Source organism: Exiguobacterium sp. s43 (assembly GCF_018617255.1).
In the GTDB taxonomy this organism is placed as follows: Bacteria; Bacillota; Bacilli; order Exiguobacteriales; family Exiguobacteriaceae; genus Exiguobacterium; species Exiguobacterium profundum.
The window spans coordinates 1,988,505-2,011,091 of the sequence record NZ_JACSJT010000001.1 but is presented as its reverse complement, the minus strand read 5'-3'; the positions used below and the strand labels follow the sequence as shown (position 1 = coordinate 2,011,091).

At 48.4% G+C, this 22,587-nt stretch carries 19 protein-coding genes; 11 read left to right on the top strand and 8 right to left on the bottom strand.

All coding sequences use genetic code 11. The features are described from left to right. The first annotated feature begins 60 nt into the window (after window positions 1–60). The 10 genes from KNO79_RS10275 (at window position 61) to KNO79_RS10230 (ending at window position 12,654) form a co-directional block, all read left to right on the top strand. Window positions 61–543, top strand: a complete 483-nt coding sequence (locus KNO79_RS10275) for a MarR family winged helix-turn-helix transcriptional regulator (RefSeq protein WP_074037656.1) — start codon at window positions 61–63, stop codon at window positions 541–543. Next, entirely contained in the window at window positions 536–2,260 is a 1,725-nt protein-coding gene (locus KNO79_RS10270; RefSeq protein WP_214691226.1) for an ABC transporter ATP-binding protein, read from the top strand. The genes KNO79_RS10275 and KNO79_RS10270 overlap by 8 nt, the downstream gene beginning before the upstream one ends. After that, window positions 2,257–4,128, top strand: a complete 1,872-nt coding sequence (locus tag KNO79_RS10265) for an ABC transporter ATP-binding protein (protein WP_078146438.1) — start codon at window positions 2,257–2,259, stop codon at window positions 4,126–4,128. Before KNO79_RS10270 ends, KNO79_RS10265 begins: the two co-directional genes overlap by 4 nt. Window positions 4,129–4,261: 133 nt before the next feature. After that, the gene (locus KNO79_RS10260; RefSeq protein WP_015880966.1) at window positions 4,262–4,624 is read left to right on the top strand and encodes a response regulator; all 363 of its coding nucleotides are present in this window, start codon (window positions 4,262–4,264) and stop codon (window positions 4,622–4,624) included. Then, window positions 4,621–7,179: a sensor histidine kinase gene (locus KNO79_RS10255; protein ID WP_214691225.1), complete on the top strand. Its 2,559-nt coding sequence runs from the start codon at window positions 4,621–4,623 to the stop codon at window positions 7,177–7,179. Before KNO79_RS10260 ends, KNO79_RS10255 begins: the two co-directional genes overlap by 4 nt. A gap of 113 nt (window positions 7,180–7,292) precedes the next feature. Then, entirely contained in the window at window positions 7,293–7,676 is a 384-nt protein-coding gene (locus KNO79_RS10250; protein WP_015880968.1) for a YisL family protein, read from the top strand. Between the two features lie 100 nt (window positions 7,677–7,776). Next, window positions 7,777–8,808: a class I SAM-dependent methyltransferase gene (locus KNO79_RS10245; protein ID WP_074037653.1), complete on the top strand. Its 1,032-nt coding sequence runs from the start codon at window positions 7,777–7,779 to the stop codon at window positions 8,806–8,808. A 69-nt stretch (window positions 8,809–8,877) separates the two neighbouring features. Continuing rightward, window positions 8,878–10,371 (top strand): phytoene desaturase family protein, encoded by a 1,494-nt coding sequence (locus KNO79_RS10240; RefSeq protein WP_214691224.1) that lies wholly within the window; start codon window positions 8,878–8,880, stop codon window positions 10,369–10,371. Then, the gene (locus KNO79_RS10235; RefSeq protein ID WP_214691223.1) at window positions 10,368–11,846 is read left to right on the top strand and encodes a phytoene desaturase family protein; all 1,479 of its coding nucleotides are present in this window, start codon (window positions 10,368–10,370) and stop codon (window positions 11,844–11,846) included. Before KNO79_RS10240 ends, KNO79_RS10235 begins: the two co-directional genes overlap by 4 nt. Next, window positions 11,815–12,654 carry a phytoene/squalene synthase family protein gene (locus KNO79_RS10230; protein ID WP_084543106.1) on the top strand — a complete coding sequence of 280 codons (840 nt, stop codon included), beginning with the start codon at window positions 11,815–11,817 and terminating at the stop codon, window positions 12,652–12,654. The genes KNO79_RS10235 and KNO79_RS10230 overlap by 32 nt, the downstream gene beginning before the upstream one ends. 443 nt (window positions 12,655–13,097) lie before the next feature. On the opposite strand, the gene KNO79_RS10225 is transcribed toward KNO79_RS10230, so the two are convergent. The 6 genes from KNO79_RS10225 to ybaK form a co-directional block, all read right to left on the bottom strand. After that, complete coding sequence (locus KNO79_RS10225) at window positions 13,098–14,564, bottom strand: phytoene desaturase family protein (RefSeq protein ID WP_214691222.1); 1,467 nt, start codon at window positions 14,562–14,564, stop codon at window positions 13,098–13,100. A gap of 26 nt (window positions 14,565–14,590) precedes the next feature. Next, a complete protein-coding gene (locus tag KNO79_RS10220) occupies window positions 14,591–15,658 on the bottom strand; it encodes a glycosyltransferase family 2 protein (RefSeq protein WP_214691221.1) in 1,068 nt (355 codons plus the stop codon). Then, on the bottom strand, window positions 15,655–16,353 hold the full coding sequence (locus KNO79_RS10215) for a lysophospholipid acyltransferase family protein (RefSeq protein ID WP_074037648.1): 699 nt from the start codon (window positions 16,351–16,353) through the stop codon (window positions 15,655–15,657). The genes KNO79_RS10220 and KNO79_RS10215 overlap by 4 nt, the downstream gene beginning before the upstream one ends. Next, window positions 16,319–17,068 (bottom strand): carotenoid biosynthesis protein, encoded by a 750-nt coding sequence (locus tag KNO79_RS10210; RefSeq protein WP_074037647.1) that lies wholly within the window; start codon window positions 17,066–17,068, stop codon window positions 16,319–16,321. Before KNO79_RS10210 ends, KNO79_RS10215 begins: the two co-directional genes overlap by 35 nt. 89 nt (window positions 17,069–17,157) lie before the next feature. Beyond that, window positions 17,158–17,856, bottom strand: a complete 699-nt coding sequence (gene pssA, locus KNO79_RS10205) for a CDP-diacylglycerol--serine O-phosphatidyltransferase (protein WP_074037646.1) — start codon at window positions 17,854–17,856, stop codon at window positions 17,158–17,160. A 19-nt stretch (window positions 17,857–17,875) separates the two neighbouring features. After that, window positions 17,876–18,340 (bottom strand): Cys-tRNA(Pro) deacylase, encoded by a 465-nt coding sequence (gene ybaK, locus KNO79_RS10200; RefSeq protein ID WP_159561895.1) that lies wholly within the window; start codon window positions 18,338–18,340, stop codon window positions 17,876–17,878. A gap of 150 nt (window positions 18,341–18,490) precedes the next feature. Here ybaK and KNO79_RS10195 point away from each other — a divergent pair, with 150 nt between their 5' ends. After that, window positions 18,491–19,225, top strand: a complete 735-nt coding sequence (locus tag KNO79_RS10195) for an enoyl-CoA hydratase/isomerase family protein (protein ID WP_214691220.1) — start codon at window positions 18,491–18,493, stop codon at window positions 19,223–19,225. A 23-nt stretch (window positions 19,226–19,248) separates the two neighbouring features. On the opposite strand, the gene KNO79_RS10190 is transcribed toward KNO79_RS10195, so the two are convergent. After that, window positions 19,249–20,607 (bottom strand): MATE family efflux transporter, encoded by a 1,359-nt coding sequence (locus tag KNO79_RS10190; RefSeq protein ID WP_214691219.1) that lies wholly within the window; start codon window positions 20,605–20,607, stop codon window positions 19,249–19,251. A 159-nt stretch (window positions 20,608–20,766) separates the two neighbouring features. Continuing rightward, window positions 20,767–22,551: a glycoside hydrolase family 13 protein gene (locus KNO79_RS10185; RefSeq protein ID WP_214691218.1), complete on the bottom strand. Its 1,785-nt coding sequence runs from the start codon at window positions 22,549–22,551 to the stop codon at window positions 20,767–20,769. Between the last annotated feature and the right edge of the window lie 36 nt (window positions 22,552–22,587).

Genomic DNA, 22,587 nt, shown 5'->3' with positions numbered 1-22,587 from the left:
ATATAAAGAATTGTTCTGTTTAGAACAATTCGATTCGGAACGATAAAGGAGTGAATAAGAATGACCGAGACAAATACAAATCGGGCACGGGAGATGATGCAATCATTTTGGCGTGTGCAGCGTGTCCTGATTCGTCTCATGCATCAGACGGCGCAACAAAACGATCTCACATTACCTCAACTGCACGGTCTGATGATGTTGAATGAACAGGGTGCGATTACGCAAAAGGAACTGGTTCAGCGAACGAGAATGCCAAAGAGCACGTTAAGTCAATCATTAGATGGTCTCGTGGAGAAAGGATTGATTCGTCGGGATATCAACCCGGATAATCGGCGAGAAGTTGTGTTGACCATTGACCAATCAGGTAAACGCTTGATTGAGGAGATTGAGCGACAAGAAGAAGGGACGGAATATCAATTGAATCAAATTTTGTCTCGTCTCGATCAGGATACGTATCATCATATGCTTACAGCCCATCAACATATTGCGGATGGATTGAACGAAGGGCTCACAGATTGTGAAGGAGTGTGTCGACATGATTAAGTTATTGAAACGTCTCGTTACTTATAAATGGGCTGTTCTGATGGTTTTATTGTTTGTGTTCGCGCAGTCGTTAGCAGATTTATTTTTACCGACGTTGATGGCGGACATTATCGATAATGGGGTCGTGACGGGCGATACCGGCTACATTTGGCAAATGGGCGGAATCATGCTTGGTGTGACGGGACTTGGAGCACTTGCTGCTATTGTGGCCAGTTTTTATTCTTCAAAGGCGGCGATGGGATTTGGTCGTGACTTACGAAGACGTGTGTTCAATCATGTGGAACGCTTCTCGCTTGAAGAGTTCGATCGTGTCGGGACGGCTTCGCTCATCACACGGACGACAAACGACATCACGCAAGTGCAACAGGTCATCATCATGATGCTACGAATGGTTGTGAGTGCGCCGATCATGTTTGTCGGTGGATTGATCATGGCGACCTCGAAGGATGCGACGTTGTCTCTTGTCATTGTTGCCGCAATGCCGGTACTCGTCATCTCGATTTTCCTCATTTTTTGGAAGGCGATGCCGTTGTTTAAAAAGGTACAGAATCGATTGGACCGGCTCAATCTTGTTCTCCGAGAAAATCTGACGGGCATCCGTGTCATCCGAGCTTTCAACCGTGAAAAAGAAGAACAGGTTCGATTGACGAAGGCGAATGAACGGTTGACGGACGTCTCAATCAAAGTGAACCAAATCATGGCGTTCCTCATGCCGGTCATGATGCTCGTGATGAACTTGACGGTTGTCGGCGTCATTTGGTTCGGGGGGATTCGGATTGATAACGGTGCGATGCAAATCGGAGATTTGATGGCGTTCATTCAATACGTCATGCAAATCATGTTCGCGCTCGTCATGGCATCAGTCATGTTCATCATGGTTCCTCGGGCTTCTGTGTCTGCCAACCGGATCAACGAAGTGCTCGAGATGAAACCTTCACTGATTGATGACGGGACAAAGACTGCGGACATTGAGCAAGGGACACTCGTATTTGATCACGTGACCTTCTACTATCCGGGTGCTGAAGAACCAGCGCTATCCGATGTGAGTTTTTCAGCGAATCCAGGTGAGGTCACAGCGGTGATTGGGGGTACGGGGTCAGGTAAATCGACACTCGTCAATCTGATTCCAAGATTTTACGATGTGACGTCGGGGACAATTCGCGTGAATGGTGTTGATGTCCAAGCGGTTCCACAAGAGGCACTTCGTTCGAAAATCGGGTTCGTTCCACAAAAGGCGTTGCTGTTCACAGGTACGATTGCTGAGAACATTCGATATGGGAAGACCGATGCAACAGTGGAAGAAGTCGTTCATGCCGCATCCATCGCGCAGGCAAGTGACTTTATCGAGAAGATGCCAGACCGATATGAGGCTGTGATCGAACAAGGTGGGTCAAACGTGTCGGGTGGTCAAAAACAGCGTCTGTCGATTGCGCGAGCTCTCGTTCGGAAACCGGATTTATATGTATTCGACGACAGTTTCTCGGCACTTGATTTTAAAACGGATGCCGCCCTTCGCAAAGCGTTAAAAGAAGAAACGAAAGATGCGACGGTACTGATTGTTGCACAACGTGTCAGCACGATCATGGACGCCGACCGAATCATCGTTCTAGAAGATGGAGCCGTTGCCGGAGTCGGGACACATGAGGAATTATTTGCGACGAATGCGGTCTATCAAGAAATCGTGAAATCGCAATTGTCTGAGGAGGAAATCGCATGAGTGAGAAACAAGCAAATACGCGACAAACTCATGGGGGACACGGCGGTCCAGGAGGTCCGGGCGGTGGAAATATGATGATGATGGGCGAAAAGCCAAAAGCATTCAAAGTCACGTTCCGTCGTTTGCTTGCCTATTTGAAACCACGGCGAAACACGTTGATTGCTGTGTTTGTCGCGGCGATTTTAAGTACAATCTTTATGATTGCCGGTCCGAAAATCATGGGAATCGCCATCACCGAACTGTTTGAAGGGGCATATGCGAAGTTTACAGGTGTGCCAGGGGCAGAAATTGATTTCACGAGAATCGGACAAATTTTGTCGCTCCTCGCTGGCCTTTACGTCATCAGTAGTCTATTCAACTACGTGCAACAATATTTGATGTCCGGTGTTGCCCAAAAAACGGTCTATGATTTGCGCGAAGACGTGAACAAAAAGTTAGAACGACTTCCGCTCAAGTATTATGACGGACGCTCGAACGGGGAGACATTGAGCCGGGTGACGAATGACATCGACTTGATTGGGAGTACGCTACAACAGAGTGTCACGTCATTCATTACTTCCATCGTCACCATCATTGGGATTTTGATTATGATGCTGTCGATCAGTCCTCTGTTGACGGTTATCTCTCTTGTGTCCCTTCCGCTCACGATCTTTGCGATTCGTCCGATTTTGAAACGGTCGCAACAATATTTTTCCGATCAACAGCGTCACCTTGGACGACTGAACGGCCATGTGGAAGAAATGTATACAGGGCACGCGGTCGTCAAAGCGTTTGGTCGGGAAGAGACAGCTGTGCGTGAGTTTGACGATGTGAATGAGGAGCTTTACGATGCAGGACGGAAAGCGCAATTCATTTCCGGAATCATCATGCCGATGACGATGTTCATCGGGAACATCAGCTATGTATTGATTAGTGTCGTCGGCGGTATTTTGGTCACGCAGCGCAGCATCTCCATCGGGGACATTCAAGCGTTTATCACATATACACGTCAGTTCACCCAACCAATCACCCAGACAGCGAATATCGCAAACATCGTCCAGTCGACGGTTGCCGCGGCGGAACGTGTATTTGAACTGCTGGATGAAGAAGAAGAAGTGAAAGATGTGACGACCTATCAATTAGAACGTGCCGAAGGAAATGTCACGTTCCGTCATGTCGATTTCGGATACGGCGACGACCTACTCATTCAAGATATGAATCTCGATGTGTTGACGGGCCAAACGGTGGCCATCGTCGGTCCGACAGGCGCCGGCAAAACGACGTTGATTAATCTCCTCATGCGTTTTTATGAGTTGAATGGTGGAGAGATATTCATCGATGGGAAAGACTCGCGTAAAATGTCGAGACAAGATTTGCGACATACGTTCGGAATGGTCTTACAGGACACGTGGCTATTCAACGGGACGATTCGTGATAACATCGCCTATGGGAAAACGGGTGCGACTGAGACGGAAATCGTCAACGCGGCGAAAACGGCGCATGCGGATGCATTCATTCGAACATTGCCAGACGGATACGACACCGTGTTGAATGAAGAGGCCAATAACATTTCACAAGGTCAAAAACAGTTACTGACGATTGCGCGAGCAGTATTGGCGAACCCACCGATTATGATTTTAGACGAAGCAACGTCGAGTGTGGATACGCGTACTGAGATTTTGATTCAACAGGCGATGAAACGGCTGATGAACGGGCGGACGAGTTTCGTCATCGCTCACCGTTTATCGACCATCAAAGATGCGGATTTGATTTTGGTTATGGACCAAGGTCGGGTCATTGAGCAAGGAACACATGAATCGCTTCTTGAAGCTGGTGGTTTTTATGAAGAACTTTACAATAGTCAGTTCGCTGAAAAAGAAGTCGTATAACTAGAATACAGGTTTTGGGGCAATGTGATTAGGCAAAAGACGTACGAGGTGAGTTTCGTACGTCTTTTTATTTTGTGTAACAATTACAAATCCGTTAAAATAAAAAAATGGGATAAAAAATGGAGGAACAATTATGGTTAAAATCTTACTTGCGGAAGACGAAGAAGTGCTACGCATGCTTGTTATGGATACATTAGAAGATGAAGGATATGACATCGACGAGGCACAAGATGGAATTGAGGCCTATCGATTGATTGAAGAAAATGAATATGATTTGGTCATTGTGGATCATATGATGCCCGGCATGACAGGGCTTGAAGTGATTGAAAAAGTACGGAAGTTACCAGGGCGGCAAGAGACGAAAGTGATGATGTTGACGGCGAAAAGCCAACAATCTGACCGTGATTGCGCGAACGAGATTGGTGTCGACTACTTCATTTCTAAACCGTTCAGCCCACTTGAACTCGTCAAAATCATAGGAGGCATCGTGAAGTGAAAAGGTGGTTTAAACAAAAACTCGGACGCGACATCATGGTCGTCCTTTATTCCTTCCTCGTCATTGCGTTGGTCGGATCGGCATTGACATATGTCTACATCGAGAACCGCTTAGAGGCGAATGAAGCGAGATTACGTCAGTTAGACGAACGCGTTAACCGTTTGACTACGCTTTGGGATGAGTGGCAGGCTGACCAATATGATACACGAGGCTATCTCTTGTTCGGTGACACCGCGTCGCTCGAACGTTCAAGTGCGAACGAGGCGAAGTTTCAACAAGAAATCAATTGGTTCAAAACACAAGTCCAGACGCGTCAAGGTGAGCTGTTCGCAGAAGATCTTCAGCAGTTCCACGACTTTTACTATGATGTGATCATTCCGGTGACGTATGAATATGCCCAAGCGCAACAAGATGGGGAAGTCACAGAGACGTTTATCGATGCTCAAACGATTGCCGAGTTGCCGACGGCTCAGCGCTTGATTGATCAAGGACTCGTCCAATTTAATCCACAACGTGGAATCGACATCCTCGGACCGATTGATGAGGTAGAGTCTGCCCTCGGAGAATATCGTGAGTTGATGGCATCTGAAAAAGAGGCCGTCTACGCTGAATGGCGACAGAACAACAATATGCTTCAATTCTTGTGGATCATGAGCATCGCCTCGTTCGCCGTATTGATCTTATTGTTTGTCCAGCCGTTCCTACGCCGTCAAACACGTTTGATTTCACGACTTTCCATCGCATCGAACCGCTTGTTAAAAGGGGAAATCGTTGATTTGAGCGATCAGATGAAACGAGAAGATGAGATTGGGACGATGTCTCGATCGTTCCATAAGATGGCTGAGACACTTCGTGACAACGAACGTCATTTGATTGAGAAGAACCACGAACTACAGGCGCAACAAGAAGAATTGATTGCCCAACAAGAAGAATTGCAGGCACAGCAACAAGAACTAGAAGAAATTTTAGAACAGACGCAACAAAACGAGCAACACCTCGCGTATCGGAATGAATTGACGGAGACGTTAGCGTCACGCGATTCGCTTACGGCCTATCCGGAAATCATTGAGAAACTGGTCACGATTACAGATTCAGAGGTCGGTGCACTCGTTTTCGTGGATGAAGCGGGTACGTATCGCGTGACGAGCCACGGCTTGAACGATACGTTGTCTCGTCAGTTGCTCGATAGCGAAAATTCCGTATTGACGCGCGCGATGACATTGAAGACGACGGTACACTCGTCGAAACAAGTCGCGAGCGACCATCCGCTCCCGTATCCGTACTATATGTTTGAGACGGCGGTACCGGTCCATGACCCGACAGATGATTCAATCATTGCCTTCATCTATCTGGTCCGATACAAAGATCGTTTCACCCAAACCCAGATGGGCGACATCATGTCATTCGCTCGTCAGCTCTCGCTTTCTCTCTTACGGATGCGTCTATTTGAAGAGATGAAACGTGAGAAAGGAAAGACGGAGCGAATTCTCGATTCGATTCGAGAAGCGGTCGTCTACATCGACCACTCGACGAATGACGTGTTCGTCAACCGTCCACTCTATGAGATGTTCCCTGAGTTAAGTGACGTCAGTTCACAAGACCTTGAAGAAGAAACGTGGGAAGAATGGCGGAATCGTCTTGTTGAAACGGTCGATCAAGCGGAGGACTTTACGAAGTATACGAATCGCCTGTTCACCGAAGATTTCCCACATGACAGTGTAAGCTTCTCGATTCGTAAGGGCGAAATGAACTTGCAGATGTATGCAGAGCGCATCATTGTCGGCGGACTTTCAAAAGGTACGCTTCTCGTCTTCCGAGATATCACGAGTGAGACAGAGGCGGAGCGATTGAAGAGTGAGTTTATCTCAACCATCTCGCATGAACTGCGTACGCCGCTCTCGTCCATCTATGGATTCACGGAATTGATGGTCAAAAAACAGTTGCCGAATGAAAAACAAGCTAAATACTTGGAGACCATTCACTCCGAGACGGAGCGTCTGACACATCTCGTCAACGACTTCCTCGATGTGCAACGAATGGAATCCGGTAGTCAAATGTATGACCGGGAACAGCTTGATATCGAGCCGGTCGTCCGAGACATGTTGACGTTCTATGAGGCATCGTCGTTGAAACATGAATTCGAATTGATTGCAGATGATGCACGTCCATATGAATTATTCGTCGATTGCCAGAAGTTCAAACAGTTGATGAGTAATCTATTGTCGAACGCCGTGAAGTATTCTCCAAGAGGTGGAAAAATCACGGTCGAACTTGCGCATCACGAGCAAATCGTGTCCATTAAAGTGAAGGACGAAGGAATCGGGATTCCAAGTGACGCGCTCGATCGCTTATTTGATAAGTTTTATCGTGTCGACAACTCCGACAGTCGTGAAATCGGCGGTACGGGACTCGGATTACCGATTTGTCAGGAAATCGTCCGTGGTCACAACGGCCAAATCCATGTAGAATCGATTCAGCATGAGGGCTCGACGTTCATCGTTGAAATCCCAAGCTATGAGTACGCTGTCCAAGAGGCAGAGACGACTCCTGTATAATGTATGGGCCATCCCTTGAGGATGGCTCATTTTTTAGAATCGTTCGCTTGACCAATCGGGAGAGAGTTCGTGTACAATGAAGACTGTACAACATCATAAAGGGGGGCATTTGAATGCCACTGATTGCATTCTTGCACACGCACGTTACGAGCTGGATTTTGTTACTTATTTTGTTTGCCGTGGCCTATATCGGTTATAAGAACGGCAACAAGAGTGGAAAGATCGCACATATGGCGTTTCGACTCATGTTACTCATCGCATTCGGAACAGGACTTTATCTCTACCTTCAGTTGAATGGTGGCGGGACATTCTATCACGTGAAAATCACGGTCGGTTTATTAACTTTGATCTTCGGTGAGATGACGCTCGTCAAAGTCAAAAAGAAAAAACCGTCAAACGGACTATTTGGCGGGTTTATCGTCTTGGCACTCATTACGATTTTCATCGGCTATGCATTGCCTTATGGACAATCTTTCTTCAACAGCTTTATTCAATAAGACGTTCCCACTTCGCACACCGAAGTGGGATTTTTTTGTTTGTACACAAATTATTAGGGGAAAATAAAAAAATCAGTAATTACGACGATGAGGTGAAACGATGGATCAACAGATGATGGAATGGACACGAGTTTTACACGCACGGAAATGGATGAAACAAACTGAATCATTTTTACCCTTATGGCACGGCTATATCGGCTACAAGTTCGGACTATTCGATGCGCTTCAAGGTGGCGCGAGCATGGCGGAGATGAATTTACGTCTAAAACGCCCATTGACACAACTTGCGCTAGAGCGTTGGTTAGAAGTCGGGGTCGCCGTCCGTCATTTGAAAAAGAGAGGCTGGCGCTACTATCCGACGCGTGGATTAAAATATCAATTATCCGGTAACGATGAACGGAGCATCGGGTTCATGCTTCAAGAAATGATGGAGCTTCATATCCCCGCGTTAATCGCTTATCCGGAATTTCTAGAGTCTGGGAAGCAAAAGACGTTTGATGGAGCTGAACACGGTCAAGTCGTCGCGAAGACATCGACACTCGTCGAAACGGTCGCATTTCCAATCGTGCAACAACTTTTACGACAGGCAAATGTCGAATCGATGCTCGATATTGGATGTGGGCACGGCGGCTACTTACGTAAACTCCAAGCGCTCGAACCGAGTTGGGAACTGACAGGCATCGATTTAGAGGAAGAGGTAATCGAAGAGGCACGCTCGCGAGACGAGAGTGGCGACATTCATTTCGAAGTAGCTGACTTCATGAACTGGGAAACAGAAGAGCAATTCGATGCGGTGATGATGAACAATATGCTGTATTACTTCTCACCAGAAGAACGTATCAAGTTGCTTGAGAGACTACGGGAGCGTTTAGAAGAAAAGGGTGTCGCCATTCTCGTGACCCCGCTCGCCGAAACAGCGCTCGGTGGACGATTCGCTTCCGCGTTCAATGCGTTCATGACACTCCACGATAATCTGTACCCGCTTCCGACCATTCCACGATTGCGCCGGCAGATGCAAGAAGTAGGTTTTGATCAAATCCGCTTCATCCCATTCATTCCGGAAGGTTCTTGGTATATCGTCATCGCTGAGCGAGGAAAGACGAACCTGCTCAATCAACCGATTCAAAATTGAACTTGTCTCCCGTCATTCCTATAATGATAGAGAAGCATAAGAGACTATTCACATAGGGAGTTGTTGAGTGTGTCGAAACAAAGAGTTGCCGTTATTGGGGCAGGACCAGGTGGATTGGCTGCAGCGATGCTACTGGCGCATCGCGGTGTAGACGTCACCGTATTTGAGAAACAACCGTTTGTAGGCGGAAGAACGTCGCGCTTAGAAGTAGGTGAATTTGCGTTCGACCGAGGACCTACGTTTTTGAATATGCCTTATATTTTAGAAGAAATTTTTGAAGAGACAGGGCGTAATCTGCATGATTATGTCGAGATGAAGCAGTTGGAGCCGATGTATGATTTGTACTTCGACCGTGGGACGCGTCAACTCTCGATGACAACAGATCGTGATCAGATGTATCGCGCCATCGAAGAACAATTTCCAGGGAATGGCGAAGGTTACGAACGGTTCATGAGTGAACAGGCGATCAAACTGTCTAAATTGATGCCTGTGCTTCAGACCGCACATGACAAGCTTACCGACTATGTCTCGTTACGCGTGCTCAAGGCGCTACCGTTCCTCTCGATCGGTAAATCGCTTTATGACGTCTTGTCCGAGTACTTCACGAGCGAAGAGCTGAAGTATGCGTTCACGTTTCAGGCTAAATATTTGGGGATGTCCGCTTGGGAATGTCCGGGTGGATTCTCCATCTTGTCTTACATGGAACACGCCTACGGAGTGCATCACCCGATTGGCGGAGTGAACCAGCTGTGTCATGCGATGGCGAAAGTGATTGAAGAAGAGGGAGGCGTCATTCGTTTAGGCGAACCGGTAGAGCGTCTTCTCATGGATGATCAAAACGTGACCGGTCTCGTGTCTGGGAGTGTCCATTATGCGTTTGATGAAGTCGTGATTGGTGCTGACTTCGCACATGCGATGACGTCGCTCGTTCCAGACGGTAAACTAACGAAGTGGAGTCCGACTCAACTCAAGAAGAAGCGTTACTCGTGCTCGACATTCATGCTTTATCTCGGGCTCGACCATGTCTACGAAGATGTGGCGCATCACTCGATTCACTTCGCGGACGATTATGAATTGAATGTCAAAGAGATGACACAAGAATTGAAATTGAGCGAGGACTTCTCGTTTTATGTACAGAATGCCTCACGTATCGACCCGACACTTGCGCCTCCTGGCAAGTCATCGCTTTACGTTCTCGTACCGGTGCCGAACAATTTATCTGGCCTCCCGTGGGAGACGTTACAAGCGACCATGACAGAGCGCGTTCTCGATGCGCTTGAGACACGTTCCCCTTACCGAAACATCCGTCAACACATCGAGGTGATGGAGGCGTTGACGCCTGAGGACTGGGAAGCGTTTGGTGTATATGAAGGTGCAACGTTCAATCTAGGGCACAACTTATCGCAGATGATGTATTTCCGCCCGCATAACCAATTCGAAGAGCTCGACAACGTCTGGCTCGTCGGGGGTGGGACCCACCCAGGAAGTGGGCTGCCGACCATCTTTGAATCAGCGCGGATCACGACGAACCTTTTGCGTGACCGGGCAGGTGTCGGCCGATGAATATTAGCTTTGTCGGAGCAGGGGTCGGTACACTATATGCCGCCCTCTTATTGACAAAACGCAATCCGTCACTTCAAATCACGATTTATGAGAAAGAGGACCGGGTCGGTGGACGCTTGAACTACGTTGAATTCGATAATGGGGCGAAAGTCGATGAAGGTCCAACCATCGTCTTATTGCCGAGTAAATTGAAACAACAACTGATTGAGGCGGGTCTTCCTGAACATGAAGTGGAGTTGATTGAAGTCGATCCACTTTACCGCTTACGTTATCAAGACGGGACATCATTCTATAAATATCGGGAAATCGAGAGACAGGCGGAAGAAATCGAACGAACTTTCGGCGAAGGAGATGCCTTCCGTCAGTACATGTCCCAAAAGAAAGAAGAGTATCGGATTGGCTTCGATACGTTTTTAGATCGTAGTTATGCCTCAAAAGCGGAGTTGTTCGAGCCTAAACTACTTCTCCTTCTCATGCGGTTAAAAGCATATGAGACGGCTCATGCGAATATGAAACGCTTCTTTGAAGACGAACGTTTACGTGTCGCCTATAGTTTACAAACGCTCTATATCGGCGGAAATCCTTATGCCACTCCTTCGTTATATGGACTCATTCCTTATCGTGAACAAGAAGAAGGAGTCTGGTATGTAAAAGGAGGATATTTTTCGCTAGCGACGAAAATGGAACAAGAGTTGAAGCGTCGAGGTGTTCGTTTCGAGATGAATGCTACCGTCAATCGTGTCCATGTCACGGACGGGGTGGCCAATGGAGTCACGGTAAATGACGAATATGTACCGTATGATGCAGTCGTCGTGAACGGTGATTTTCCACTCATGGAGCGCCTGATTGATGGTGTGACGCCAAAGACGTATGAACCGTCAAGCGGTACGTTACTTCTTTATTTCGCCGTCAACGGCGAACTCGACTTACCGGTTCACCAATTCGATTTACCGAATGATTTTGAAGGATCGATGCGTACGATCTTTGAGGATGGTAAACTAAGTGAGTATCCAGCGATGTACACCTTTAATCCATCGCGAATGGATGCAACCCTCGCGCCAGAAGGAACGAGTGTATTATATGTTCTTGTCCCGGTTCCTCGAAAATTGGAACGAGAAGACTTTGAGGCACAAGGGACAATCGAACACCTATTAGGAAGAATCGAGGCATTCATGCCTGATTTCCGTGAACGCGTCATCGAGATGAAAGTCCGGACACCGATGGATGCTGAGCGATTCGGATTGTTCGAAGGAGGAAGTTTTGGGATTGCACCAAAGTTATCTCAGTCAGCCGCCTTCAAACCGCAAGCGAGACCATTCCCGAAAATCGAACGTCTCTATGCGGTGGGCGCATCCGTCCATCCATGCGGTGGCGTCCCTATCGTTATGATTGGGTCGCAATTACTTGTGAAAAAAATGGAAGAAGAAATGGGGGCAATGCATCGTGACGACACAAGAAGCGTATCGTCAATGTGAGGAAATCATGAAGAAGGGCTCGTTAACCTTTTACCGGGCCTTCTCTTTGCTCTCAAAACCAGACCGTCAAGCGGTCATGGCAGTATATACTTTCTGTCGCACCCTCGATGATGCGGTCGATGAATCAGACCGTCCAGAAGAGAGTTTGACAGCATTTTTGCATGACTTCGACCGCTTTTTAGCTGGTTACGACCAAGATGAAGCACTATGGGTTGCCCTTCGTGATGTGTGGAAACGTTATGACATGGACGTCGAACCATTTTTTGAATTGGCGGAAGGGATGAAATGGGACTTACATAAGTCGCGGTATGAAACGCTCGAAGAGACCGAGCAGTATAGCTATTATGCAGCGAGCACGGTCGGTCTGATGCTGCTCCCGATCCTTGTCCCAAATCAGGACGCTGCGACGACACGTCAGCTAAGGCAAGGCGCCATCGACCTTGGCATTGCGATGCAACTGACCAATATTTTACGTGATGTCGGTGAAGATTTGAATCGAGACCGCATCTATTTACCCCGTACGATGATGCGTCAGTACGGTGTGAGTGAAGCGATGTTACACCAACGAGAAGTGACCCCTGTCTTTATCGATCTATGGGAGGCGTTGGCGAATCGTGCAGAGTTCTTGTATGAACGGGCACGCGAAACCCATCATCTGTATCCACTCGCGAGTCGAAAGCCGGTACAAGCAGCGGCTCTTCTCTATGAAGGGATTCTTGATGCGGCACGTGCGAATCGACATGACGTCTTCACAAAGCGGGCATACGTATCGACCTTACAAAAAGGAAAGTTGTTGGCAAAACTATAAGCGATTCGATTCCCTGTAGACGCTCGATGGCGTCTACAGTTTTTTGTACGCAAAAAAAACCACTTTTGGCGGGGGACCAAAAGTGGCGTAAGCGTTATGTGATTCATTCATCGGGGAAACGAATGAATCGGTTTGTGATGAAGCCCTAAAGATGTGCCGGGATTCATGGGGAATGAATCAGTTGGGACATCTTCGTCGAAACAGGATGCTTGATGGACTAAGGGGGAACATCATACGCAAGCTGTCTCAACTACGGGATACGAGTGGGGAAACTCGCTCATCACTTTTTCTCGGGTGTGACAAGTTCAAAACGCGATGAGGCTCGGGGAAGCCATTCGATCGCTACAGGTGTAACAAACGTTACAGAACTGCTTGAACTCGAATATGATATTATCACGTCTTTCAATTGTCGACAAGTGTCGAAACTCGCGTTCACAAAATGTTCATATTGTCAGAGGTATGTCCTCTAACATCGATCGTGCAGCGAATTGTCCTGAAAGCGTCACCATCGGACTGCCACCGCCAGGATGAGTCGAACCGCCAGCGAACCAGATGTTCGATACATCTGTCGATCGCGGTGCAGGTCTAAAAAATGCCCCTTTTTTCGAGTTGGCCGACGTGCCATAAAGTGCGCCATAATACGCATAAAAATCGCGAGTCAAATCTTGTGGGGTCACCCGCTTATGGTAGAGCACCTCTTCTTCTTCCCAATCCACACCGAACATACGTAATCGTCTGCGAATCAAATGCTCATACGTATCTGCATCAATTTCGGTCAGATGTGCCGGCGCATTGACGAGGATGAACAGGTTGTCTCCTGCCTCGCCCATCGACGGATCGGTTGCGGATGAATTCGAAATATAGATTGTCGGTTCGTCTGCATAACGTTCTTCTTGGAAAAGTGCTTTAAATTCCCTTTCATAGTCGTCTGAGAAATAGACGTTATGGTGTGCCAAATTCAATCGTTTGGACAATCCGACCATCATGACGAATGCGGAAATCGAAGGTTCGACGGTATCGCGTGTCGGGACTGGGAAAGATGGGCGGTCTTTCGCGTCAACGAGTCGCGGGTATTGCGTCAAGAGTTCACCGTTGAGAAGAACGGCATCACACGAGATGACTTCTTGGTCATCGACGACGACCTCATGTGCTTTTCCGTTCAACACATCAATTTTCGTCACTTCATGACCGAGTCGGAACGTCACTCCGAGTTCGCTCGCCCGTTTGGCGAACCCTTTTGCGATATTCCAGTTTCCACCTTTCGCAAAATAGACACCTTCATTCAATTCCAAATGTGCGATAAGGGCGAACGTACCTGGCGTCACGTATGGGCTGCTACCAATGTACGTCGCATAGCGGTCGAGCGCCTGAATAATGCGTGGGTCCTTGAAATACTTCTTGTGAAGGGCGTGCAAACTTTGAAGTGGATGCACTTTGACCATGTCCGCCCAAAGACCGGGATCCAACTTTGTGTCCATTTGTGTGAAGAAGCGCTTATTCGCAATGTCGAACAGCTTTTCCGCTTCATCTAGATAGGCACGCATCTGATTGTGTTTCAACTGGTCACCGGTCAAACGCCGTACTTCGACCTCAAGTTTTGCCCGATCGGCACTGAACGTGAAGGATGACCCGTCTGTGTAGTGGTTGACGGTATGTTGATCGAGCTTGATTAACTCAAAATAGTCATCCGGATTGGCCCCGCTATTTCGAATGACTGAACGAAATACATCCGGCATCGTGATCGTATTTGGACCAAAGTCGAACCGGTGACCGTCGGTTATAATGGGCATGAGTTTGCCACCGACATGTTGATTCTTTTCAATGACCGTGACGTCATAACCTCGTGCTGCGAGCGTGACGGCGGCGCTTAGTCCACCGAGACCAGCCCCAATCACTACGATTTGTTTCATACAATTGTCCCCCTTTAGACGTCTGCTTAGGAATAGTGACGACCTTTCCACGTGATGGGCAACCGTCTCCATTTACGAATGACGGCGTTCCCGAGTAAGGTCAAGTAAGCGATTAAACTAAGTGGATGGTACCATGTACCGGACCCATTTGATTTCAGATCGACAGCGAGACGCGCGAGGAGCACGAAAATCGCTGCGCTAATCGTCTGCCAACTCGGTGAAAAGATCCAAGCGAGCATAGCCGTCAACTGGATGCCGTAATATGTCATGAAGTACAAGGCGAGTCCTACTGATTCATTCATTCCCTTGAATACGTTCTTTGAAAACCCGGTCCACACTTCTTCATTCGTTTCATACATGTCGCAGGAGATGAACGGGGAGACTTGAACGAGTGACGTGACTTTTTGATGACGTTTGAACGTTCGACATAAATCGATATCATCAATCAACGACGTTCGAATAGCAGCATGTCCGCCAACTTCCTCGTAGCTGTTCCGCTCGACGAGTACGTTCATGCCATTCGCCGCGGCAAATGCGGGGTGTTTCACTTTACGCCAAAACAAAGGCAGATGTTGGGCGATGAGCACGTGTTGCATCGGAATCAACAATTTCCCGAGAAATGTTGACGTCGGAAATTGAGGGAAACCTGATAAAAAGACGGCCTGCTCTCGAGCGAGCGTGGCATGCATGCGGGCGATAAAACTCGAATCGATCGTGACGTCCGCATCTAAAAAGAGAAGATACGGTTCAGTCGTGCGTGATGCTAGTTGATGACAAGCATGAACTTTTCCGGCCCAGTCATGGGGCAAAGGAACACCTTGGATGACGGTAAAACGGGTATCGCTCCCAATTGCATGATTCAATTTTTCATATGTATCATCTTCAGAGCGGTCCTCGTAGATATAGACGTGAGTCCCTTCCGGTATCGCCTGCTTTAAGTTCGAAATCAGTCGATCGACGTGACGCGACTCATTGCGCATCGGGATGCAGACGGCTGTCGCCGGTGTGCGTCCTGGGTCGGCGAGCGGTCTCAAGAACGAAAGATTGATTAGGGTAAAGATAAACATCGAGAGGGTGAGCAGCCATAAGATCATGAACGTCCCCTCCCAAGTCGGAACATCGTTTCTGTCCATTCAGCAAGATTACGACGTGGTCGAAAGAGCGGCACATAGGCATCAGACCGAATGATGGCGTCTTGTCGCACGTCGTCATAGAGCGCCTCGAGTGCTTGCGCGATTTCCTGCTTCTGAGCTCGTCGTGTCATCGACGTCACGACTACTGTTCGAAAGCGGACATATACAAGGGGTTCCGCATGGTTCTCAAACGAATAGTACATGGCGCATAATTGGACGGGGCGGTCGTTCAGTAACAACGTTGCGCCAGACTCGATTTCGACAGGTCGAAGTTCCTGTGGCATCTCTTGTCCTTGAGGGAACATCCAGACGGATTTCCCGGACGCGAGCAATTCATTCGCATAAGCCAGTGAGGCCCGTACATCGGAGAGACTTCCTTTTTTCACCGAGAAGGCACCGAGGTGTCGAAAGAACGGGAAGCGACGTAGTCCATCCTCATCCATCAACACATGAATATCGTGTCGTAAAAAATGTTCATTGATCATATACATGATGAGACCGTCCCACCACGCGCTATGTGTACTTAAAAATAATCCGGGGGTCGGAACGTCGTCCGTTCGGATATAAATGTTATGGAAGGTGGGACGTATTTGACGTTCCCGCACGAACGTCGAGAACAGGTTATTGAACCATTTCTTTTTGTGTGACTCGATCATCGCGACCCCTCCTTTCAAGTAGAATCACTCCGGATGTGAGGATGCTGAGGAGCCCGATACCGTAGAGACCTGCATTGACAGCCGTGACACCGAAGAGTGCGTGAAGCATGACGAACAAATAGACGCCGTGCCGGATGAACAAGGAATCAACAGCGCGTTCGTGACGCTGTAACAACCATGAGAAAATAAGGGATAACCCGAACCAACCGATAAAGTTTTGTGTCGGGATATCATAGTATAAGCCGTCATTCGCCCATTCCCAGTAGCCTTTCACGTTTGCCGCTACGGGATCGATTGCCATATCGAGCCATACGGCGAGAATCGGAACGAGCCATAAAATATTGTGGCGGAATGTGAAGAGACGGGCAACGGCAAAACTAGAGCCAATCACGGCAAGCCATGCCGCACCGATTGTGACAGGAACTCCAAAAACTGTCGGACCGAACGCTTCAGCATAAACGTATTCACTGAACGGGAATCCCGTCTTTACGCCGAGTGTCTCCACAGCGATTGAACCGAAGAAAATAAACGGAACAATCCAAGCTCCTTGTCGAATTCCTTGATAAAGAATTGTTCCACCTATCGCCCCGGCTAGCCATAAAAAGACGGGGTTTGCCCACTCGAGCCAAGGTGGAAGCAGGTCGAATCCAACTAAAATCAACCCAATGAAATACCAAACAATAAACCATTTCCAAATAAACGGATACACTTTCATTCCATCACCTCTACTTTTTATTCTAAAGCTCATTGAAGTCTTCGTCTAACAAATGCATGTACAAAAAAGAGCCTCGCTGAACGAGACTCTCAATTGGCCATCCGTTTTCGTCTTTTCACGAACGAGAAGGCGATGAATAAGACATAGAACGGGATGGCGATGAACCAAAATGTCGGCCATTCTTTCCAACGTGCGAACATCATATACGTCACATAGACGAGACTGATGGTAATGATGAACGAGTGACGTGGCAATGGTACATCTTTAAAACTCGGGATACGAACACGGCTGACCATCAACAAGGCGAGCCCTGTGAAGAAAATCGGTGTCAACAGTTCACTGACGCGGTCACCGAACGTTGTGATGACAGCGAGAAGTCCCCCGGCGGCCGTGATGGGGACACCAGAGAAGTAACTCGCTGCAACGTTTGTCGCAGATAAATTGAAGCGAGCCAGACGATAGGCGCCGAATAGCGGGAAAAGTGCCGCAAAAAACAATCCATAATTGCCGTAATCAATAAAGAAGGTGTAATAAGCGAGCATCGCCGGTGCGACCCCGAACGTTACGATGTCAGCGAGTGAGTCCAATTCTTTCCCAAAATCGCCAGCGACCCCGAGCATACGGGCGAGGCGCCCGTCTAAACTGTCGAGCATCATCGCGATGATGATTAACAGTGTGGCGTTTGAGAAGTCACCACGTGCGGCGTAGACGATGGCGACGACACCACAAAATAAATTTCCGAACGTAAAGGAGTTTGGGACCCACGAACGGATACGTTCTTTCCACATAATTTTGCCCCCAGTAAGGTCATTGGCTGAACCAGTGCCCGTTTGTAAATTGCAGTAAATCTTCAGGTGTTAATTCGATTTGATAGCCGCGTTTTCCGGCAGAAATGGTGATCGTCTCTCTGTCTTGAGCTGCTTCGTGCAGATAGACAGGGAACGGCTTCTTCGCCCCAATCGGAGAGACTCCTCCTCGAATATAACCGGTCAATGTCTCGAGCTCTTTCATCGGGACGGTCGATGCTTTCTTCGCCCCCCAAGCTTTTGCGGCTGCTTTTAAATCGATGTCACGCTCTCCAGAGATGAGAAAGAAGGCATATTGCTTTTTCTCGTTCATGAGACAAATCGTTTTATACAGTTCGTCGAGCGGTTTATTCAATGTCATCGCCACATGTTTAGCTGAGACATCGGTGTCATCAACTTCATACGTATGATAGGTGAACGGAATCTTCTTCTGTTTCAGTTGCCGAGCGGCGTTTGTCAGTTGCATCTGACTCATCCTTTCGTGACCGACTCCTTTTAGAATAGCAAATCAACCAACTTCCCGGCAATTGAACTTCAAAAAACTTTTCAGTAAAGGAAGGAGTTTGAAGGAATGACGAAGAAATGAACAGTGATTCATTTTGAAAGGGGAATGAAAATGGAGACGATTCAATTGACGACACACAATGGAGTAGGATGGTTGAAACTGAACCGACCTGAAAAGCTAAACGCCTTGAACGAGACGTTGCTTCGTGAAATGAAAACGGCAATCGACACATTTGAACAGGACGACGCGGTTCGTGTCATCGTTCTTGTCGGAGAGGGACGAGCGTTCTCATCCGGACAAGATTTAACGATCGAGAGCGATGCGGACTATGGGGAATATTTAGAAGACGTGTATCATCCACTCGTACGTACGCTTTTCTCATGTCAGAAACCACTCATCGCAGGGATTCACGGTGTCGTGGCTGGAGCAGGACTCAGTTTGGCACTCGCGGCAGACGTTCGAATCGTCGCCAAGTCGACGAAGTTCAGCTCGGCGTTCATTAAAATCGGGTTGGTCGCGGATGCGGGCGGCCCATATCACTTACGTCGACTCATGCGCGACGACCTCGCATTAGATTGGCTCTGGAGTGGCAGTACGATTGACTCGGATGCCGCGCGTACATTCGGGCTCGTCACTGAGCTCGTGGAAGATGCGATGTATACGGAGCGATTGACTTCATATGCGGAGACACTCGCTAGGAAGTCACCGGTCGCTGTTCAAGGGATGAAGGCGCTCATTCGAGCCGCTTCATTTGAGGACGGATTGAATGAAGAAATCAAATGGCAACGGAAGTGTGGGGACACGGACGTGCACCGCCAAGCGATGCAGGCATTCTTGATGAAATGAAAAAAGCGGCTGCGGCCGCTTTTTTACGTGGTTGATTTTGCTTCGAACTGGAAGCCCTTTTGTTGCCACGTCCCGTATTTCCAACGACGGAACGCGAAGAATCCGCGGAACCACTCATCGAGGGAGAAGGCGAGCCAAATCCCAAGGATGCCGAGTCCCATTTGAAGACCGAACAAGTAGCTGAACGCCACGGCGACGCCCCACATCGAGGCGATCCCGATCATGACCGGGAAGCGGACGTCCCCGACAGACTTCAATGACCCCATCAAGACGATGTTCATGGCGCGACCCGGCTCTAAAATGAGCGTCGCCCATAAGATTGGCACACCGACCGCGATGATGTCAGGGTTTGATGTGAAGAGACCGAGTAGCGATTCGCTGAACACCGCTAAACCGAGAGAGGCGACGAACGAGGCGAACATGGCAATCTTCAATGTCTTGACGGCACGATGATAGGCTTCTTTAAACCGTTTCCCCCCAATATCCCGTGCAATCAAAAGCTGGGTTCCTTGCGCGACGGCGACGGTGAACAAGAAGGCAAGCATTGACAAGTTCATCACGTACACGCGAGCAGCGAGAGAAGCCTCGCCCATCGTCGCGATAAATCCAGTGATGATAATTTGGGATGCCTGATACGATAAATTCTCTCCGGCAGAAGGGACTCCAATCTGAAGGAGTGACTGGATGTCGTCTTTCTTCGGACGAATCACTTCTTTTAACGGGAAGCGGATCATGAGCTTCCGCTTGACGAGCCAGAACAAGAGAACCATAGCGGCGAATCGTGCAATCACGATGGCCCAAGCGACACCGGCAACACCTGTGACCGGAAGTCCCAACCAGCCGGTAACCGCAAAAATGGCACCGACAGCGGTGATGATATCAATCAAAAGCGTCGCGAGCATAGCGTGCTTCGTCATACCGTGACTCCGGAGGATCGAACTGAGCGCCATGATCAGTGCTTCGGTGAATAACGACAAGCCGACGATTTGCAGGAACAACAGCCCGTGCGCAAACAGTTCGTCTGATAGACCGAACAGGCGTAAGAACGTTTCACCGAACAAGAAGATGACGACGACCATGATTGCACCGAGCCACATGTTCAAACTGACGGCGGAGCGTGCGAAGTCGCGACTCTTCTTCATGCGCTGTGCCCCGATGGCCTGACCGATTAAAATGGTCGCCCCGACAGACGTCACACTAAAGACAATTAAGAACACGTTTAAGATTTGGTTGGCAACCCCGACGGCCGAAGCAGCGGCGTCTGAGTAGTGAGCGAGCATCAATGTGGCGATGATCCCGGTTCCCATGTGGAGGGCAAGTTCGATGAAAATCGGCCACGACAGTTTGAACAGGGTCAGCTGTTCCGTTTGTTTCGTCTGCATGTAGTGTATTCTCCCTTTTCTCTATAATTCTTTCTATTAACTATTTGTTTTATAAAAATGTCAAAGGTCATCTTACTCCTTATGAAATGAAAAAGAAAGGGGTTTGCTAAATTATTTTCAACAAAAAAATCACCCGAAGGAATCAGGTGATTTTCGAATTTATTTCAATTTCAGAATAGCAGCACTGAATGGAGCGAGTTCGATTTCGAGTGAGTCGAGGTCACGGTCATGCAAGAGGTCCGTGGCGGCTCCTGTATAACCGAGCGGATTCAGTTTCGAGGCAGAGTCCGAGTTATTGAAGTACACCAAGTAAGTCTCATCTTTCGTACACCGCTCGATGATGACTGCATTGTTCGCATCGTCGACCAGGTTGAAGCGATATGAGCCGGCATTGGCGAGCGCAGGGTGTTCCTTACGAAGCTGGATGAGCTTTTGGATGTAGCGGAAGAGATTACGGTCTTCTTCGGCTTCATCCCACGGCATACAGCGACGGCAACCTGGATCTTGTTCGCCTTCGAGTCCGATTTCGTCCCCGTAGTAGATACATGGGCTACCCGTATAAGTCAGCATTGAAGTCATCAAGAGTTTGAACTTGCCTTTATGTCCTTTCGCTCGTGTCAACGCGCGGGGGGTGTCATGCGAATCGATCAAGTTGAACGTGACTTCGTTGACGTTCATCGTGTTCATCATCTCGACACGTGTCAGTTCGTTACGGAACTCCGAAGCGGTCGTCCGGTCGAGGGCGAAGTAGTTCAAGCTCGCGTTCGTGAACGGATAGTTCATGACGGCATCGAACTGGTCACCTTGTAGCCAAGGTTGTGAATCGTGCCAAATCTCTCCGAGAATATAAGCTTCCGGGTTCGCATTTTTGACGGCCTTACGGAAGTCACGCCAGAATGCATGGTCGACTTCGTTGGCAACGTCAAGACGCCATCCGTCGATGCCGAATTCTTCGACCCAGTAACGGGCGACATCTAATAAGTAAGCTTTTAATTCGGGATGTTCTGTATTGATTTTCGGCATGTTCTTTTCAAATGCGAACGTATCATAGTTCGGCTTCGGTTCTGTGACAACCGGGAAATCGCGAAGGTAGAACCAATCACGGTACTCAGAGGACGGACCGTTTTCGACGACGTCTTGGAACCATGGGTGATGATATCCGACATGGTTGAAGACCGCGTCGAGCATGACTTTGATGCCGTTCTCGTGCAAGAGGTCGACCATCTCTTTAAATTTCTCTTTCGTCCCAAACTGTGGATCGATTTCCATGTAGTCGAGCGTATCGTACTTATGGTTTGTCGTCGCTTTAAAGATCGGGCAGAAGTAGATGCCGGTGATCCCGAGTTCGACTAAATGATCGATATGGTCGATTACTCCTTGGAAGTCGCCACCGAAAAAGTTTGTCGTCGTAGGCTCTGTCGAGTTCCATGGGAGCGTCTCTTCAGGATCGAGCGAAGCATCGCCATTTGCGAAACGGTCCGGGAAGATTTGATACCAGACCGTATCCTTCACCCAAGAAGGCGCATGGAAGATATCGATTGGGTTGATGAATGGGACACAGAAGTAGTAACCCGTATCATCGAGCGGCTTCTCTTCGAACCATCCTTTTTCGGTATAAATGGCCGTCTCTTGTCCATCATTCAAACGGAAGCCGTAACGTAGACGTCGGAACGGCGGTTTGATGGAGATGAACCAATAGTCGTAGGCGTCGTCAAACCCGATTTTCTCCATTGGAGTCTCGTATGTACGCCAGTAGCTCGGCTTATCCGGATCGAAGTTCCACATGGCTGGGTCTTCAGCGTGCCAATCATAAGGGTCGTTCCAAATCAAATCGACAGATTCGATATCGCCTCGCTTCGTATGGAAACGAATGTGGATTGTCTCGCGATCATATTTGTAGACGAACGGGGACATGGCACGATGATAAATCGCTTCTTTCATCATAAGGAAAACATTCCTTTCTTTATAGGGGATGACATC

What these genes read in the sequence shown, in the direction of transcription:
- KNO79_RS10275 (WP_074037656.1), top strand. Translation starts at nt 61, where the DNA reads ATGACCGAGACAAATACAAATCGGGCACGGGAGATGATGCAATCATTT.
- KNO79_RS10270 (WP_214691226.1), top strand. Translation starts at nt 536, where the DNA reads ATGATTAAGTTATTGAAACGTCTCGTTACTTATAAATGGGCTGTTCTG.
- KNO79_RS10265 (WP_078146438.1), top strand. Translation starts at nt 2,257, where the DNA reads ATGAGTGAGAAACAAGCAAATACGCGACAAACTCATGGGGGACACGGC.
- KNO79_RS10260 (WP_015880966.1), top strand. Translation starts at nt 4,262, where the DNA reads ATGGTTAAAATCTTACTTGCGGAAGACGAAGAAGTGCTACGCATGCTT.
- KNO79_RS10250 (WP_015880968.1), top strand. Translation starts at nt 7,293, where the DNA reads ATGCCACTGATTGCATTCTTGCACACGCACGTTACGAGCTGGATTTTG.
- KNO79_RS10245 (WP_074037653.1), top strand. Translation starts at nt 7,777, where the DNA reads ATGGATCAACAGATGATGGAATGGACACGAGTTTTACACGCACGGAAA.
- KNO79_RS10235 (WP_214691223.1), top strand. Translation starts at nt 10,368, where the DNA reads ATGAATATTAGCTTTGTCGGAGCAGGGGTCGGTACACTATATGCCGCC.
- KNO79_RS10225 (WP_214691222.1), bottom strand. Translation starts at nt 14,564, where the DNA reads ATGAAACAAATCGTAGTGATTGGGGCTGGTCTCGGTGGACTAAGCGCC.
- KNO79_RS10220 (WP_214691221.1), bottom strand. Translation starts at nt 15,658, where the DNA reads ATGATCTTATGGCTGCTCACCCTCTCGATGTTTATCTTTACCCTAATC.
- KNO79_RS10215 (WP_074037648.1), bottom strand. Translation starts at nt 16,353, where the DNA reads ATGATCGAGTCACACAAAAAGAAATGGTTCAATAACCTGTTCTCGACG.
- KNO79_RS10210 (WP_074037647.1), bottom strand. Translation starts at nt 17,068, where the DNA reads ATGAAAGTGTATCCGTTTATTTGGAAATGGTTTATTGTTTGGTATTTC.
- pssA (WP_074037646.1), bottom strand. Translation starts at nt 17,856, where the DNA reads ATGTGGAAAGAACGTATCCGTTCGTGGGTCCCAAACTCCTTTACGTTC.
- ybaK (WP_159561895.1), bottom strand. Translation starts at nt 18,340, where the DNA reads ATGCAACTGACAAACGCCGCTCGGCAACTGAAACAGAAGAAGATTCCG.
- KNO79_RS10195 (WP_214691220.1), top strand. Translation starts at nt 18,491, where the DNA reads ATGGAGACGATTCAATTGACGACACACAATGGAGTAGGATGGTTGAAA.
- KNO79_RS10190 (WP_214691219.1), bottom strand. Translation starts at nt 20,607, where the DNA reads ATGCAGACGAAACAAACGGAACAGCTGACCCTGTTCAAACTGTCGTGG.
- KNO79_RS10185 (WP_214691218.1), bottom strand. Translation starts at nt 22,551, where the DNA reads ATGATGAAAGAAGCGATTTATCATCGTGCCATGTCCCCGTTCGTCTAC.